Source organism: Micromonospora cathayae (assembly GCF_028993575.1).
Lineage (GTDB): Bacteria > Actinomycetota > Actinomycetes > Mycobacteriales > Micromonosporaceae > Micromonospora > Micromonospora cathayae.
On the sequence record NZ_CP118615.1, the window covers coordinates 1917409 to 1933377 of the forward strand.

General features: G+C 73.7%; 11 protein-coding genes. 3 read left to right on the forward strand and 8 right to left on the reverse strand.

The features are described 5' to 3' along the window. The first annotated feature begins 230 nt into the window (after nucleotides 1-230). Complete coding sequence (locus tag PVK37_RS08995; protein ID WP_275033343.1) at nucleotides 231-686, forward strand: DUF4383 domain-containing protein; 456 nt, start codon at nucleotides 231-233, stop codon at nucleotides 684-686. Here PVK37_RS08995 and PVK37_RS09000 read toward each other — a convergent pair. From PVK37_RS09000 to PVK37_RS09020, 5 genes are all read right to left on the reverse strand, one after another. Further along, nucleotides 683-3454, reverse strand: coding sequence for a cation-translocating P-type ATPase (locus PVK37_RS09000; RefSeq protein WP_275033344.1), 2772 nt, complete (start codon nucleotides 3452-3454; stop codon nucleotides 683-685). The two genes, PVK37_RS08995 and PVK37_RS09000, sit on opposite strands and share 4 nt — an antisense overlap. Before the next feature lie 213 nt (nucleotides 3455-3667). Then, entirely contained in the window at nucleotides 3668-5452 is a 1785-nt protein-coding gene (locus PVK37_RS09005) for an IucA/IucC family protein (RefSeq protein WP_275033345.1), read from the reverse strand. 15 nt (nucleotides 5453-5467) lie between these two features. Then, nucleotides 5468-6037, reverse strand: a complete 570-nt coding sequence (locus PVK37_RS09010; protein ID WP_275033346.1) for a GNAT family N-acetyltransferase — start codon at nucleotides 6035-6037, stop codon at nucleotides 5468-5470. Continuing rightward, nucleotides 6034-7320: a lysine N(6)-hydroxylase/L-ornithine N(5)-oxygenase family protein gene (locus PVK37_RS09015; protein ID WP_275033349.1), complete on the reverse strand. Its 1287-nt coding sequence runs from the start codon at nucleotides 7318-7320 to the stop codon at nucleotides 6034-6036. The genes PVK37_RS09010 and PVK37_RS09015 overlap by 4 nt, the downstream gene beginning before the upstream one ends. Nucleotides 7321-7345: 25 nt before the next feature. Continuing rightward, nucleotides 7346-8896 carry a pyridoxal phosphate-dependent decarboxylase family protein gene (locus PVK37_RS09020; RefSeq protein WP_275033350.1) on the reverse strand — a complete coding sequence of 517 codons (1551 nt, stop codon included), beginning with the start codon at nucleotides 8894-8896 and terminating at the stop codon, nucleotides 7346-7348. A gap of 210 nt (nucleotides 8897-9106) precedes the next feature. Between PVK37_RS09020 and PVK37_RS09025 the strand changes: the two genes are divergently transcribed. After that, nucleotides 9107-11287: a penicillin acylase family protein gene (locus tag PVK37_RS09025; protein ID WP_275033352.1), complete on the forward strand. Its 2181-nt coding sequence runs from the start codon at nucleotides 9107-9109 to the stop codon at nucleotides 11285-11287. After that, a complete protein-coding gene (locus PVK37_RS09030; protein ID WP_275033353.1) occupies nucleotides 11271-11855 on the forward strand; it encodes a GNAT family N-acetyltransferase in 585 nt (194 codons plus the stop codon). Before PVK37_RS09025 ends, PVK37_RS09030 begins: the two co-directional genes overlap by 17 nt. Here the strand turns inward: PVK37_RS09030 and PVK37_RS09035 are convergent. Genes PVK37_RS09035 through PVK37_RS09045 form a run of 3 tightly spaced genes read right to left on the reverse strand, consistent with a single transcriptional unit; the run spans nucleotide 11825 to nucleotide 15931 of the window. Continuing rightward, nucleotides 11825-12793, reverse strand: coding sequence for a siderophore-interacting protein (locus tag PVK37_RS09035; RefSeq protein WP_275033354.1), 969 nt, complete (start codon nucleotides 12791-12793; stop codon nucleotides 11825-11827). The genes PVK37_RS09030 and PVK37_RS09035 overlap by 31 nt on opposite strands. A gap of 46 nt (nucleotides 12794-12839) precedes the next feature. After that, entirely contained in the window at nucleotides 12840-14948 is a 2109-nt protein-coding gene (locus PVK37_RS09040; RefSeq protein ID WP_275033355.1) for an iron ABC transporter permease, read from the reverse strand. Continuing rightward, nucleotides 14945-15931 carry an ABC transporter substrate-binding protein gene (locus PVK37_RS09045; protein ID WP_275033356.1) on the reverse strand — a complete coding sequence of 329 codons (987 nt, stop codon included), beginning with the start codon at nucleotides 15929-15931 and terminating at the stop codon, nucleotides 14945-14947. Before PVK37_RS09045 ends, PVK37_RS09040 begins: the two co-directional genes overlap by 4 nt. Nucleotides 15932-15969: the final 38 nt, after the last annotated feature.

The window sequence follows — 15969 nt, forward strand, 5'->3', positions numbered from 1 at the left end:
CAGGCTGGAAGCACTACCCGCCGGTACTGATCGTGAATCCTGGTGACCCGCAGCGCCGGCCGCCCCGGTGCCCTGCTCCGGCAGGGCCCCGCCGGCCGCCACCCGCCGCCCCGCCGCCGGCCCGTCGGCGCCCCGCCGCCGGCCCGTCGGCGACCGGGGCGGTTCGGGGTTTCAGCCGGTGGGGAAGGGGGAGACCGTCCCGGCTTCTTCTGCGCTGTGGAGGTGACGAAATGGCCGCCAGAACCAGGACCGGCACCCCGGTCCGACACCCGGTACGCACGGCCGCCCGCGCGGTCGGTGCGGTGTTCCTGCTGATCGGGGTGCTCGGCTTCGTGCCCGGCATCACCTACGACCTCAGCGAGATCACACTCGCCGGGCACCGCTCCGGGGCGAAGCTGTTCGGGCTGTTCCAGGTGTCCGTGCTGCACAACCTGGTGCACCTGGCGTTCGGCGTCGCCGGGCTCGCGTTGGCCCGCACCGTCGCCGGCGCCCGGACGTACCTGGTCGGCGGCGGAGCCATCTACCTGGTGCTCTGGCTGTACGGCCTGGTGGTGAACCACGACAGCGGCGCCAACTTCGTCCCGGTCAACAACGCCGACAACTGGCTGCACCTGTTCCTGGGCGTCGGCATGATCGCCCTCGGCATCGTGCTCACCCGGGGTGCCCCCGGCGCCCGTCGCCGCTAGCCGGTCCGGGTCGCCGTCCGTCGCCGGGCCCGGAGCGCCGCCCGACGGATCTCGTCCGCGCCCCACACCACCGGCGGGAAGAGCAGCAGCAGGGCGAGCAGCTCCGGCGGTGGCGGCCGGGTGCCGAAGACGTCCCGCAGCACCGGCACGGTCACCACCAGCGCGGCGAAGACGATCTCGAAGGCGATGCCCCACAGCAGCAGCCGGTTACTGGTCACCCCGACGGTCCGCAGCGAGGCGTGCTCGGTACGGGCGGCGAACGCGGTGCCGATCTGGCAGGCCACGATGCCGAGGAAGGTCATCGTGGTGGCCTGCTGGTACGCCCCGTGCAACGGGCTGCCCGGCCCGGTCGGGTCACCCGGCCGCCATCCGGCCCACAGCAGCACGACGAAGAACCCGCCCAGCACCAGCACGGCGGAGATCAGGCCGAGGAACGCCCAGGCCCGGACCAGCATCGGCACGTCGATCACCTGCTCGGTACGCCGACGCGGCGGACGTTGCATCAGGCCCGGCTCGGCGGGTTCCCGGCCGAGAGCGAGCGCGGGCAGGGTCTCGGTACCCAGGTCGATGGCGAGGATCTGCATGACGGTCAGCGGCAACGGCACCGCCCCGGCGGTGAGCGCGAAGACCAGGAACGGCACCACCTCGGGGGTGGCGTGGGCGAAGATGTACAGGATGAACTTGCGGACGTTGTCGTAGGCCCGACGCCCGGCCGCCACGGCGGCCACGATGGTGGCGAAGTTGTCGTCGGTGAGCACCATGGTCGCCGCCTCCCGGGTGACGTCGGTGCCGGTCCGGCCCATCGCCACGCCGATGTCGGCGCGGCGCAGGGCGGGCGCGTCGTTCACCCCGTCCCCGGTCATCGCCACGGTCTGCCCGTCGGCCCGTAACGCCTCGGCGATGTGCAGTTTCGCCTCCGGCGACACCCGGGCGAACACCACCTCCCGCCGGTCGGACAGCAGCCGCCGCAACTCGTCGGCGGAGAGCCGGTCCAGGTCGACGCCGGTGACCACGGTCGCGTCACCCCGGGTGATGCCGACCTGCCGGGCGATGGCGGCGGCGGTCCGGCCGTGGTCCCCGGTCACCATGATGATCCGGATTCCGGCGGTGTGGCAGCGGGCGACCGCGTCGGGCACCTCCGGCCGGGGCGGGTCGATCATGGCGACGAAACCGAGGAAGGTCAGGTCCCGTTCCACCCCGGCCCGCTCACCAGGCCCGGCACCCGCGCCGCCCGGGGGATGGCCAGGTGTCGCGGCGAGCCGGCGGCGGGCGGCGGCCAGCACCCGGCGGCCCCGGTCGGCCTGTTCGGTGACGGCCCGGGTGAGTTCCGCGCGCCGGGCGTCGTCGAGCGGACGTTCCCGACCGTCGGCGGTCAGCACCGTCGTGCACCGCCGCAGCACCTCCTCCGGGGCGCCCTTGGTGTGCAGCCACAGCTCCCCGCCGACCGCGTCGACCGTGGACATCAGCCGCAGCTTCGGGTCGAAGTGGAACTGCGCCCGGCGGGCCGCCCGGTCCGGACGGTCCGGCAGGCCCAAGCCGGCGGCGAGCCGCAACAGCGCCGTCTCGGTCGGGTCACCGACCGCCCCGTCCGTACGGAGTTCGGCGTTGTTGCAGGCCACCATGGCCCCGGCCAGCGCGCACAGCGCCACGCCGGGCCGGTCGGGTCGCTCGGGCAGCGGATCCAGCAGTTCGTCGCCGGCGTGGAGGGCGGTGACCCGCATCCGGTTCTCGGTCAGGGTGCCGGTCTTGTCGGTGCAGATGACCGTGGTGGAACCGAGCGTCTCCACCGCGCTGAGGCGTTTCACCACCGCGCCGGTGCGGGCCAGCCCGCGTACCCCGACGGCCAGCGCGAGCGTGATGGTGGGGAGCAGCCCCTCGGGGACGTTCGCCACCAGCAGCCCGATGGCGAAGGTGAACGCGTCCGCGACCGGCATGCCGGCGGCGAGGACGCCGATCGGGAAGAACACCGCGCCGACCGCGACCGCCACGGCGGCGATCAGCCAGGCCACCCGGCGTACCTGCCGTTCCAGCGGGCTCTCCTCCCGGCCGACCCGCTGCGACAGGGCGGCGATCCGCCCCAACTCGGTACGCATCCCGGTGGCGTAGACCAGGGCGTGGGCCTCGTCGGCCAGGCACGAGGTGCCGCTGAACACCAGGTTGCCGGCCTCGGTACGGGAGCCGGCGTGATCCGGGGCGTCGGCCGACCGGTACGCCGGCTGGGACTCGCCGGTCAGCGCGGACAGGTCCACCTCCACCGTGCCGTCGAGCAGCCGGGCGTCGGCGGAGACCCGGTCGCCTTCGCCGATCGCCAGCACGTCCCCGGGTACCAGGTCGGTGGTCGGTACCTCCTGCCACCGGCCGTCCCGCCGGACCCGGGCGCGTTGCGGCAGGTACCGGGTGAGCGCCTCCACGGCCCGTTCGGCCTGCCGTTCCTGTACCGAGGCGAAGACCGCGTTCAGCGCGATGACCACGACGATCGCGCCGGCCAGCGTGGCGGTGCCGGACACCCAGGCCAGTGCGGCGGCCACCCAGAGCAGCAGGGCGAGCGGGTGCACCACCTGCCGGCCCAGCTCCCGCCACCAGCTGCGCCGCCGGTGCCGGCGGAGCTGGTTCGGGCCGTACCGGGTGAGCCGTTCCCGGGCCTGCGCGGAGGTGAGCCCGTCCGGCCCGGCGTCGAGCGCCCGGAGCAGCTCCGGCAGCGGGGTGCGCGGGTCCGGCCCGCCCTCGGCGGCCACCGTCGCCTTCCGTCCGCTCCCGGCGTGTGTCACCCGCCCTCCTTGTCCCGCGATGTACCGCTCTGCCCGTGCTGCGGTCGCGGACTCCCCATCCAGCGCGGCCACAAACCCCGGACGCACGGACACCGCCGGTACCCCGACCGCGAGGCGCGCTGCCGGGCCAGCCGATCGTGGTGGCTTACGGCCCGCCCGAGGGCCGTAAGCCGCCACGATCACCGTGGGCGGGGGGAGAGAGCGGGCGGGGCGTCAGCGGCGCCAGGGGGCGAGGGGGTTGGGGAGGGTGCCGACCAGTTGCAGCGCGGCGGACGGGTCGGACAGGTCGACCATCTGCTGGTTGTCGCGGAGTTGTAGCCGGTTGAGGCAGGACAGCGCGAACTCGTCGGCGAACAGGTCGTACCGCTGGAACCGGTCGGCCAGGTGCGGCACCCGGTCCCGGTAGTCGGCGGCACACTCGGCGACGGTCCGCCAGAAGGTGTCCTCGTCGAGTACGCCCTCGCTGGCCAGGGTGGCGTTCAGGAACCGGAAGAAGCAGTCGAACACGTCCGTGAAGATGGACAGCAGCCGCATCTCCTCCGGCACCTCGGCCTGGACGCGGCGGACCGCCTCCGGCAGCTCCACCGCCGGGTCCATGACACAGATCTCCTCGGCGATGTCCTTGAAGATGACCCGCTGCACCCGGCCACCGTCCAGCACCAGGATGACGTTCTCGCCGTGCGGCATGAACGCCAGGTCGTACGCGTAGAAGGCGTGCAGCAGCGGCACCAGGTACCCGTCCAGGTACTGCCGCAGCCACACCTCGGGGGCCAGCCCCGACTCGGCGATCAGCGCGGCGGCCAGCGACCGGCCGTCGGTGTCGGTGTGCAGCAGGGACGCCATGGTCGCCAGTCGCTGCCCCGGCTCCAGCGCCGGCAGCGGGCTCTCCCGCCACAGCGCGGCCAGCATCTTCCGGTACGGGGAGAAGCGGTCGGTGGCCGCCTCGAACTGCCGGTGCCGGTACCCGATGGCGGCCCGCTCGCGCAGGAGCACCAGCCCGGTGGACTTGATCACCTCGTCGGCGGCGAACAGTTCGTGCAGCCAGTCGTTGATGGCCGGGGTGGCCGCCATGTACGCGGCGGAGAGCCCGCGCAGGAACCCCATGTTCAGCACCGACAGCGCGGTCTTCACGTAGTGCCGGTCCGGCCGGTCGACGTTGAAGAAGGTCCGGATGGACTGCTGGGCGAGGTACTCGTCCGGCCCTTCGCCCAGGCAGACCAGCCGCCGCCGGGCCACCTCCCCGGCGAACGTCACCGAGGTCCGGTTCCACCACTGCCACGGGTGCACCGGCAGGTAGAGGTAGTCGGCCGGGTCCAGGCCCAGCCCGGTGAGCGTGTCGGCGAACCGGGCCAGGGTCTCCTCGTCCAGCTCGTACCGGAGGTGGGTGTCGTAGTCGAGGTCGGCGGCGCAGGTGAAGTCGGCGTGGTCGCGGTGCGCGGCCAGCCAGACCAACCGGACCGGCTGGGCGGCCTCCGGGGCGTACCGGTGGTAGTCGTGCACGCCGAAGCCGAGCCGCCCGTTGTTGGCGACGAAGCACGGGTGCCCTTCGGTCATCCCGGTCTCGATGGCCTGGAAGTCGGCGCGGGCCAGTTCGGCGGCGCTGACCGGCGGCTTGCCCAGCTTGTACGCGGTCCCGGCCAGGGTGGAGGTGATCTCCTCCAGGTAGACCGGCAGCACCCGGTCGGACAGGCCGAGCGTGCCGCGCAGCTCGGTGCACAGGTCCAGCGCGTCCAGCGGCAGTTCGGCACCGTCGGGGAGGGCGTGCCGGGTGATGCTGTCCGGGTCGATCTGCCAGTGGTCGAGGGTGCGTACCCGGGCGGTGAACCGGTACTCCACGCTGCCGTCGTCGGCGCGGACGGCGTACCGGTCGGCGTCGAGCGGTTCGGGGGTGAGCAGCCGTTCGTGGGCGAACTCGGCGAGCGCCTTGCGGACCAGCAGCCGGTTGGCCCGCGCCCAGTGCTCCGGGGTCAGGTGGGTGACGGACTCGGCGGGGTTCACGTACGGACTCCTCGGTCAGACGGCCAGGCCGGTGGCGCTGGCGAACATGGCACGGGTACAGACGCTGAGCAGGGCGTTCTTCTCGGGCTTGGCGACCGGGCCGACCACCTGGAAACCGACGGCGGCGTTGAGCGCGTGCACCGCCGTGTTGCGGACGTCCGGCTCCACCACCACCCGGCGGGTGGCCGGGTCGGCGAAGAGCCAGGCCAGCACGGTGGTGATCACGGCGCGGGTGAAGCCGTGCACGGGCTTCCCGGCGGGCGCGCAGAGGAAGTGCATGCCGACGTCGCCGGGCTCGGCGTCGTACAGGCCGACCAGTTCGACGCGCGCCGGGTCGTACCGTTCGGCGAGGAAGGCCGGGCGGTCCCGCCACAGGCCGACGAACGCGTCGTGGCGCGGGTGGTCGTGGATGCGCCGGTACTCGGCGGCGACCCGGGCCGGGTCCGCGTCCTGCATCAGCCAGAACGCCGCCTTCGGGTGGGTCACCCAGCCGTGCAGCAGCGCGGCGTCGGCGTCCGGATCGACGGTACGCAGCGCGAACGCGCCCAGCGCCGGGTCGTCGCGGCGGTACACCACCGTCGTCATGCGCCGATCTCCGCCGGTACGCCGAACTCCTGGAAGGCGATCCGCCGCTCGATCGGGTAGTGCTCGCGGCCGGTCAGCTCCCGGATGATCCACGAGTTCCGGTACGGCCCCATGCCCAGGTCGGGTGAGGTGATGCTGTGCGTGTGGGTGCCGGCGTTCTGGAGGAAGATCTCCCGTCCGGCATGGTCGACGGTGTAGTTGCGGGCCACGTCGAAGCGACCGTGGTCGTCCCAGCGGATCCGGTCCCGGACCGGGTCGAGGAAGTCCGGCACCCGGTAGTGGTACCCGGTGGCCAGGACCAGCCCTTCGGTGGTCAGGGTGGCGTCCCGGCCCTGCTCGACGTGGTGCAGCCCGAGGGTGTACGTGCCGGTGGCCTCGTCGAAGCCGGCGCTGGTCAGTTCGGTGTTGGTGAGCAGTCGGGTGCGGACCGGCCCGTCCAGGCTGCGCGCGTACAGCAGGTCGAAGATGTCGTTGATCAGATCCGAGTTGATCCCCTTGAACAGCCCCTTCTGCTGGGCCTCCAGCCGGTACCTGGTCTCCTCGGGCAGCGCGTGGAAGTAGTCCACGTAGTCCGGGGAGGTCATCTCCAGGGTGAGCTTGGTGTACTCCAGCGGGAAGAAGCGCGGCGACCGGGTGACCCAGGTGAGCTGCTGGTCGCCACCGGCGGAGAGCAGGTCGTGGTAGATCTCGGCGGCGCTCTGTCCACTGCCGACCACGGTGACGCTGCGCTTGGCGAGCAGCGCGTCCCGGTGTTCCAGGTACCGCGAGTTGTGGATCATGTCCCCGCCCAGCCCGGCGCAGGCCGGCGGCAGGTACGGCGGGGTGCCGGTGCCCAGCACCAGGTGCCGCCCCCGGAACGCGACCGGCTCCCCGGTCGCGGTCACCGTGGCGTGCACCGTGTAGACCCCGTCGGCGTACCCGACCGAGGTGACCCGGTGGCCGAAGCGCAGGCTGTCCAGCTTCCCGGCCGCCCAGCGGCAGTAGTCGTTGTACTCCCGGCGCAGCGGGAAGAAGCTCTCCCGGATGTAGAACGGGTACAGCCGGCCGGACTCCTTCAGGTAGTTCAGGAACGAGTACGGCGAGGTCGGGTCGGCCAGGGTGACCAGGTCGGCGATGAACGGCGTCTGGAGCCGGGTGGACTCCAGCAGCATCCCGGGGTGCCAGTCGAACTCCGGCCGGGCCTCCAGGAAGACACCGTCCAGCTCGGCGACCGGCTCGGTCAGGCAGGCCAGCCCCAGGTTGTACGGGCCGAGCCCGATCGCGATGAAGTCGTGCGTCGACATGCGGCTCTCTTCTCGTCCGGGTGGGTCAGCCGACCGGGCAGGGCTGCTGCGGCTCGGTGGTGGTCTCGGCGGCGGTCTTCGTCCGCACGTACCGGCTGGCGTGGCCGGCGATCAGCTCGATGACGTGGGCGATGTCGTCGACCGTGGTCTCCGGGTTGAGCAGGGTGAACTTCAGGTAGTGCCGACCGTCCACCCGGGTTCCGGCGATCACGGCCGCGCCGGAGGCGGCCAGCGCCTCCCGGGCGTACAGGTTGGCGTCGTCGGCGAGGTGGCGCTCGGCCGGCAGGTACCGGAAGACCACGGTGCTCAGCGGCGAGCGGGTGACCACCTCGAAGCGGGGGTCTTCGCTGAGCAGCCGCCAGGCGTCGGCGGCCCGGTCCACCACCTCGTCGAAGAGCGTGCCGACCGCGTCCGGCCCCATGATCCGCAGGGTGAGCCAGAGCTTGAGCGCGTCGAACCGGCGGGTGGTCTGGAGGCTCTTGTCGACCTGGTTGGGGATGCGCTGCTCGGCCATCCGGGCCGGGTTCAGGTAGTCGGCGTGGTAGGTGGCGTGCCGCAGCACCGCCCGGTCCCGGACCAGCACCGCGCTGGAGCTGACCGGCTGGAAGAACGACTTGTGGTAGTCCACGGTCACCGAGTCGGCCTGCTCGATGCCGTCCAGCAGGTGCCGGCGGTTGGGCGAGACCAGCAGCCCGCACCCGTACGCGGCGTCCACGTGCAGCCAGACCCCGGCGGCCCGGCACAGGTCGGCGACGGCCGGCAGCGGGTCGATGGTGCCGAAGTCGGTGGTGCCGGCGGTGGCGACCACGGCCATCACCAGCTGGCCGGCGCGGCGGCAGCGGGCGATCTCGTTCGCCAGCGCGGTGGGCCGCATCCGGCGGTCGGCGTCGGTCTCCACGGTGATCACGGCGTCCCGGGCCAGGCCGAGCAGCTTCGCGGACTTCTGCACGCTGAAGTGCCCGGCGGCGGAGGCGAGGATGCGCAGCCGGGGCAGCAGTTCCTCGCGGGGGAGGGCGGTGGCGGCCAGGGTCTCCTCCCGGGCCAGCAGCAGCGCGTGCAGGTTGGACTGGGTGCCGCCGCTGGTGAAGACCCCGTCGGCGTCGGGGCCGAGGCCGATCCGGTCGGCCGTCCAGTCGATCAGGCGGCGTTCGATGAGGGTGCCGCCGGCGCTCTGGTCCCAGGTGTCCAGCGAGGAGTTGACCGCGCTGAGCACCGCCTCGCCGAGCAGCGCCGGGATGACCACCGGGCAGTTGAGGTGGGCCAGGTAGCGGGGGTGGTGGAAGAAGACCGCGTCGCGCAGGTAGACCGACTCCAGTTCGTCGAGGGCGGCGGCCGGGTCGGTGAGCGGCCGGTCCAGGTCGATCCGGTCGATCTCGGGGGCGAGCCGGGCCGGGGCGATGCCGGTGCAGGGGCGGTCCACCTCGGCCACCCGGCCGGCCACCCGGTCCACCCCGGCGGCCAGCAGCTGCCGGTACCGGTCGACGGTGCCCTGGTGGAACAGGTGCGCGCGGGCGGCCGTCAGGTCGCCGGACGCCGCGCTCGACGCGGCCTCGGCCGGATGCCCCGGAAGGTTCATGGCGGGTTTCCTGTCGCGTGGGGACGGTGGACCGGTCGACTCCGGTGCCGGGGGAGCAGCGACCAGCGGCGAGCCGAAGTTAGGTTACCCTAACCTAACTTCTTGTCAAGGAGTTGTCGCCGCCTCGCGGGGTGTCACCACGCCGGCCGGGATTGTGCCCACGCCGGGGATTCCATAGGTTAGGCAAACCTTATCGATGAAAGGGGTCGCGTGGAACATCAGGTTCTCCGGGATCCGTGGGGAATCCCACACCTCCGGGCCGGTGACCCCCGGGCGCTCGCGTACGCCCAGGGCCGGGTCACCGCCCTCGACCGGGCCTGGCAGCTCGAAGTGGAACGACACCGCGCCCAGGGGACCAGCGCGTCCTTCCTCGGTGCCGAGGCCGTCGACTGGGACCGGCTCGCCCGCCGGGCCCGCCTCGCCGACACCGCCCGCCGCTGCCACGCCAACCTCGACCCCGACACCGCCGACTGGGTCGCCGCGTACGTCGACGGGGTCAACGCCGGCCTCGCCGCCGGGGCCCGCCGCGCCCCGCAGTTCACCGCCACCGGGCTCACCCCCGGACGCTGGCAGCCCTGGACACCGCTCGCCGTCTGGCTCGCCCACCACATCCTGTTCGCCGGCTTCCCCGGCAAACTCTGGCGGACCGAGGTCGCCCGGCACCTCGGCGACGACGCGGTCGGCCACTTCGCCACCGACGGCCCGGACACCTCCGGCAGCAACGGCTGGCTGCTCAACGGGGCCCGTACCGCCACCGGTCAGCCCATCGTCGCCGGAGACCCGCACCGCTACATCGAGGACCCCGGCATCTACCAGCAGATCCGGCTGGCCTGCCCGGCGTACGACGTGGTCGGTCTCGCCGTGCCTGGCGTGCCCGGCATCGCCCACTTCGGACACACCGGCCCGGTGGCCTGGGCCATCACCAACGCGATGGCCGACTACCAGGACCTGTACGCCGAGCGGCTGCGCCGCCGGGCCGACGGTACGGTCGAGGCGCTCGGCCCGGACGGCTGGCGGCCCGCCGAGGCGCACGTGGAGACCATCGAGGTGGCCGGCGGTGACCCGGTCGACGTCGAGGTGATCGAGACCGAACGCGGCCCGGTCGTCATCGGCGGCCCGGCACCGTCCGGCGGCCCGGCCACCCCCGACGGGCCGGCTGGCGGCCCGGCCAATCCCGACGGGCCGGCTGGCGGCCCGGCCAATCCCGACGGGCCGTCCGGCGGCCCGGACACGGCTGTCGACCCGGACGCCGAGCCGGTCGTCAGTCTGCGCTACCCGCCCCGGGTCCGGGGCGACCTCGGCTTCGCCGCGCTCCCCGCCCTGCTCGCGGCCACCTCGGTGGCCGACGTGGACGCCGCCTGCGACCACTGGGTGGAACCGGTCAACGTGGTGCTGGCCGCCGACACCGCCGGTGGGCTGCTGCACCGGGTCGCCGGCGCGGTACCGGTCCGCGACCCGGCCAACGGGCGGGGCGTGGTGCCCGCCTGGGAACCCGGCCACGAGTGGCGGGGCTGGCACGACCTGCCGCGCGCCGACGTCGCCGACGTCGCGGTGATGGCGAACGAACGGGGGATCTCCGCGCCGCTCGGCGTCGACTTCGCCCCGCCGTACCGGGCCGACCGGATCCGGACGCTGCTCACCGAACGGGCCGACTGGACGGCCAGCGAGCTGACCGTCGTGCACACCGACACCCGGCTGGCCTCGGCCGAGTCACTGCTCGCCCCCCTCGCCGACCTGACCGGACTCAGCCCGGACGCCGTCGCGTTACGCGACCGGCTGCTGGGCTGGGACCGCCGGATGCGGGCCGACAGCACCGACGCCGCCGCCTACGCCGCCGTCCGGGCCGCCGTGGTCCGCCGGCTGGCCGCCCATCCGGCCCTGGCCCCGCTGACCGAGGTGCCCCGGCGGTACCCGCCGCTGTTCCACCCCTGGCTGGGGCTGGTGTCCAAGGTGGGCTTCGCGCTGGAGAACCTGCTCCGCGCCGACCTGCTGCCCGCCGCCGACCGGGCCGACGCGCTGCGCGCCGCCGTCGAGGAGGTGGCCGGGACCGACCCGGTGACCTGGGGCGAGCTGCACCGGCTCGCCCCCTGGCAGGCGCTGCCCGAGCCGGAGCGGGAGTGGCCCGGCCTCGCCGGGGACCACGACTGCGTGCTCGCCACCTCCAGCGTCCCCGGCGTCACCCACCACTGTTTCCGGGCCTCCGCCGCCCGGTACGTCTGGGACCTGACCCGCCGCGACCACAGCCGGTGGATCGTGCCGTTCGGTGCCTCCGGCGTACCCGACGACCCGCACCAACGCGACCAGTTGCCGTACTGGCTGCGCGGCGACCTGATCCCGGTCGTCACCGACTGGCCCCGACTCACCGAGGAGCACGATGACACCGACCAGTGAGCCGGTCTGGCGTCGCCACGTCGACGGCTTCGGGGAGGTGACCGTCCGGCCCGTCGCCCCGGACACCGACGCCGACCTGATCCACGACTGGGTGACCCGGGAACGCGCCCGGTACTGGGGGATGCGCGACGCCGACCGGGAGCGGGTCCGGGACGTGTACGCCTACGTCGACTCGCTGCCCAGCCACCACGCGTACCTGATCCACCGGGACGGCCGCCCGGTCGGGCTGTTCCAGACGTACGAGCCGACGGCCGACCCGGTGGGCGAGTGCTACGACGTCCAGCCGGGCGACTTCGGCATCCACCTGATGGTCGCCCCGCCGGACGGCGGCCCCGAACCCGGTTTCACGGGCGCGGTGCTCGGCGCGTTCCTGGAGTTCGTGCTGGCCGACCCGGCGCACCGCCGGATCGTGGCCGAACCCGACGCCCGCAACGACCGGGCCATCGCCCGGCTGGCCCGCGCGGGCTTCGTACCCGGCCCGCAGATCGACCTGCCGGAGAAACGCGCCCAGCTCATGTTCCTGGTACCCGGGGAGGATCAGTCGGCGGTACGGCCCAGCCGCCAGTAGCCCATGAACGCCACCGCACCCCGGTCGAGGCCGCGTTCGGTGACCAGGTGCCGGCGCAGCACCCGGATCACGCCGGCCTCGCCGGCCAGCCAGGCGTACAGCGGGGCCGGGTCGGCGAGGGTGGGCACCTCCCAGAGGATGTCCCGGTCCACGTCCACCTCGGTGAGCGTCCCGGCCGTCCCGGCGCCGACGCCGGCCAGGGCCAGGGCGGGCCGGGCGTCCAGCGGCGCGCCGGCACCGGACAGCGGGCCGTCGGCGTCCGGCAGGAGTTCGGCGGCGGCCGCGGCGACCGCCGGTACCAGCCGGCTGCCGTGCCCGCCGTCGGCCCGGGGCAGCCAGGTCACGGTCATCCCGGCCGGGGCGGCCACCGGCAGGACGTCGGCCGGGTCGGGTACCTCGATCATCGCCTGGCCGCGCGCGTCGGCCGGCAGCCGTTCCAGGATGGCGCAGATCGCCGGGGCGGCGGTCTCGTCCCCGGCGAGCAGCAGCGTCCCGGCCGGCGGCGGCCGGAACTCGATGCCACCGTGTTCGCCGTCGTAGCCGGCGTCCGGGCCGACCACGGCGAGCTGGTCACCGAGCCGGGCCCGGCGCGCCCACCGGGTCGCCGGACCGCCGTCGCCGTGCAGGACCAGGTCGACGTCCACCTCGGCCACCGCCGGCCGGACCGCCCGGACCGTGTACGTGCGGACCGGGCTGCGCCGGTCCGCGGGCAGCGCCCGCCACCGGGCGTACCAGTCGGGGCCGTCCGGCAGCTCGGCCACGGTGTCCCCGGCCAGCGGCAGGGCCAGCTTGATCCGCTGGTCGTAGCCGTTGTCGGCGAACCGGTCCAGGTCAGGGCCGGTGAAGGTGACCCGCAGGAACGACGGGCTGAGCCGGCGCAGCGCGCGGACCTCGACGCCGAAGACGCGCCAGGGGGCGACGGAGAGGGTGCTCGGCATGACGGCCTTCCTCATCGGGGTGCCCGGTGCACGGGCGGGCGGGTGTTCATCGGGGTCCGCTGGCCGTGCCGCGCGAGCGCCACAGCAGCCAGACGAAGTAGGGGGTGCCGATCATGGCGGTGACCAGGCCGGCGGGGATCTGGGCGGGGGCGATGACGGTGCGGCCCAGGGTGTCGGCCAGGCTGACCAGCGCCGCGCCGAGCAGCACCGCGACCGGTAGTACCCGGGCGTGCCGGCCGCCGACGAGGGCCCGCGCGGCGTGCGGGGCGACCAGCCCGACGAAGCCGATCACGCCGACCGCGGAGACGGCGGTCGAGGTGAGCAGCGCCGCCGCGCCCAGGGCGAGTAGCCGGGTACGTTCCAGCCGGACCCCGAGCACCCGGGGGGTGTCGTCGTCCAGCGCGAGCAGGTCGAGTTCCCGGCGGGCCGCGATCACGGCCGGGACGGCGAGCAGCAGGGCGATCGCCACCGGCAGCACCTGCGGGCCGGTCCGCCCGTAGGTGGAGCCGGAGAGCCAGGTCAGCGCCTTGCCGGTGTTCCACGGGTCGGAGCTGACGATGATGAACGTGATGATCGCGGTGCCGCCCTGCCACACCCCGAAACCGATCAGCACCAGCCGGTCGGAGCTGAGACCCCCGTACCGGGCCAGGCCGTAGACCAGGGCGAACGCCACGATCGCACCGAGGCCGGCGGCCCCGGAGATGGCGGCGACCCCGGCCAGCGGGACGACGGTCAGCAGGGTCACCGCGCCGATCCCGGCACCGGCGGTGATGCCGAGGATGCCCGGTTCGGCGAGCGGGTTGCGGCAGACCGCCTGCACGGTGGTGCCGGCGACGGCGAGGGCCGCCCCGGCCAGCAGCGCCGCCGTCACCCGCGGCCACCGCTGGTCCAGCACGAAGGTGTACGCCGGACCGGTGCGCCCCTGCACCCAGTTGGTCACGTCGCCGAGCAGGACCCAGGTGTCCCCGGCCAGCATGCCCAGCAGTACCGCCCCGACGGTGACCGCCGCGCACACCGCGACCACCGTCAGGTGGAAGGCCCGGGACCGGACGGCGGCGTGCCCGCCCGGCGGGCGGCGGGTCGGCCCGGCGTCCCGGTGCCGGCGGGCCAGCCAGACCAGCAGCACCGCCCCGAACAGGGTGGTGACCACCCCGGTGGGCACCTCCACCCCGGCCTCCGCGCCGAGGACGGCCCGCAGCAGCACGTCGGAACCGAGCACGATGATCACGCCGACGATGCCGGAGAGCGGCAGCAGCACCCGGTGCCGGTGCACCCCGGGCACCAGCCGGCCGAGCAGCCGGACGATCACCGGGGCGCAGAGCCCGACGAAACCGATCGGCCCGGCCAGGGTCACCGCGGCGGCGGAGAGCAGCACGGCGAGCACGACCACCACCAGCCGGGTACGCCGGACGTGCAGCCCGAGCACGGTGGCCGTGTCGTCGCCGAGGGCGAGGATGTCCAACCGGTGCCCGAGCGCCACCAGCAGCAGCGCGCCGAGGCCGATCACCGGGGCCAACTGGGTGAACGCCACCATGTCGCTCTGCACCAGCGAGCCGTTGCCCCATGCGAACAGACCGATGGTGGCCTGCTCGAACAGGAGCAGCAGCAGCATGGTGAGCGAGCTGAGGGCGAGCGCGGTCGCCGAGCCGGCGAGGATCAGCCGGGTGGTGCCGGCCTGCCCGCCGGCGGAGAGCGCCATCACCAGGCCGGCGGCGGCGAGTCCACCGCCGAAGGCGAGCGCACCGGACGGCAGTGCCGGGAGGGTGATCCCGAACGCCGCCACGGTGACGATGGCCAGGTGCGCCCCGGCGTTGACCGCGAGGGTGTCCGGGGAGGCGAGCGGGTTGCGGGCCAGCGACTGGAGGGCGGCCCCGGCGAAGCCCAGCGCGACCCCGACGGCCAGCCCGGCGAGCAGCCGGGGCAGCCGGGACGCGACCAGCACCCGGGCGGCCTCGTCGTCGGTGTCGACGACTAGGCGCAGCAGATCGGTCGCGCCCACCGAGGAGGTCCCCTGGGTCAGGTGCACCAGGGTGATCACCAGGAGCAGGGCGGTGGCGAGGACGAAGGCGCCGGTGACCCGGGTGGCGCCCAGTGGCCCGGTCGGGGCCGGCCGGGTGGCCGACCCCGATCGGACGGGTGCGTCGAGCTGGCTCAAGCCGCGTAGACCTTCACGAGCTGGTCGACGTACTGCTTGGCGGAGAGCGGGCCGCCGAAGGTCCAGATGCCGTCGGGCATCCGGTGCAGCTTGTTCTGCTGCACGAACGGCAGCGACTTCCAGATGGCGTTGGCGGCGAGCCCGTCGGCGAAGACGTCGTTGCCGTCCGAGGCGTTGTAGAAGAAGTGCAGGTCCTGACCCTTGAGGACGGTCAGCCCTTCGACGTCGGTCTGGCCCAGGCCCCACACCTCGTCGGCCTGGCCGGTCCAGGCGTTCTTCAGGCCGAGCTGGATGCCGAGCTGGGAGACCAGCGCGCCCTGGCCGAACATCCGGATGGAGACGGTGCTGCCCTCCTTCCAGCCGTCGGCGAACGCGAACTGCTGGCCGGCGGCACCGGCGTCGGCGATCTTCTTCTTGCCGTCGGCGAGGGCGGCGTCGAAGTCGGCGAGGAGCTTCTCCGCCTCGGCGGTCTTCCCGGTCGCCTGGGCGATCATGTTCACGTCGGCGCGCATCCGGCCGAGGTTGTCCTTGGCGTCGCTGCCCTTGGTGACCAGCACCGGAACGTACTGCTCCAACTGGGTGACCAGCGCGGAACCGCGCTCGGCCTCCATCACCACCAGGTCGGGCTGCAACGCCACGATCGAGTCGACGCTCGGCTCGCCCCGGGTGCCGACGTCCTTCACGCCGGCGTCGAGCTTCGCGGCGCTGACCCAGGTGGCGTACCCCTTGGGGTCGGCCACGCCGGCCGGCATGACGCCCAGGCTGACCAGGATCTCAGCCTCGGCCCACTCCAGGGCGACAACCTTGCTGGCCGGGGCCTTGAGGGTGACCGCCTTGTCGCGGCTGTCGGTGACGGTGACCGGGCCGCTGGAGGTGGTGTCGGCGGAGGGGCTTCCGGTCGGGGTCTCCTCGGTGGTGCCGCAGGCGCTGAGCAGCAGCGCGGCGACGGCGGCGACCAGAACGGTCGCACGGGTACGCATCATGGCTCTTCTCTGTTCTCGGGTCCGTGGTACGTGGATCG

Bases quoted from the DNA above. Each gene is read 5' to 3' on its own strand.
- PVK37_RS09020 (WP_275033350.1), bottom strand. From the start codon at position 8,896: ATGAACCTTCCGGGGCATCCGGCCGAGGCCGCGTCGAGCGCGGCGTCC.
- PVK37_RS09035 (WP_275033354.1), bottom strand. From the start codon at position 12,793: ATGCCGAGCACCCTCTCCGTCGCCCCCTGGCGCGTCTTCGGCGTCGAG.
- PVK37_RS08995 (WP_275033343.1), top strand. From the start codon at position 231: ATGGCCGCCAGAACCAGGACCGGCACCCCGGTCCGACACCCGGTACGC.
- PVK37_RS09030 (WP_275033353.1), top strand. From the start codon at position 11,271: ATGACACCGACCAGTGAGCCGGTCTGGCGTCGCCACGTCGACGGCTTC.
- PVK37_RS09015 (WP_275033349.1), bottom strand. From the start codon at position 7,320: ATGTCGACGCACGACTTCATCGCGATCGGGCTCGGCCCGTACAACCTG.
- PVK37_RS09045 (WP_275033356.1), bottom strand. From the start codon at position 15,931: ATGATGCGTACCCGTGCGACCGTTCTGGTCGCCGCCGTCGCCGCGCTG.
- PVK37_RS09010 (WP_275033346.1), bottom strand. From the start codon at position 6,037: ATGACGACGGTGGTGTACCGCCGCGACGACCCGGCGCTGGGCGCGTTC.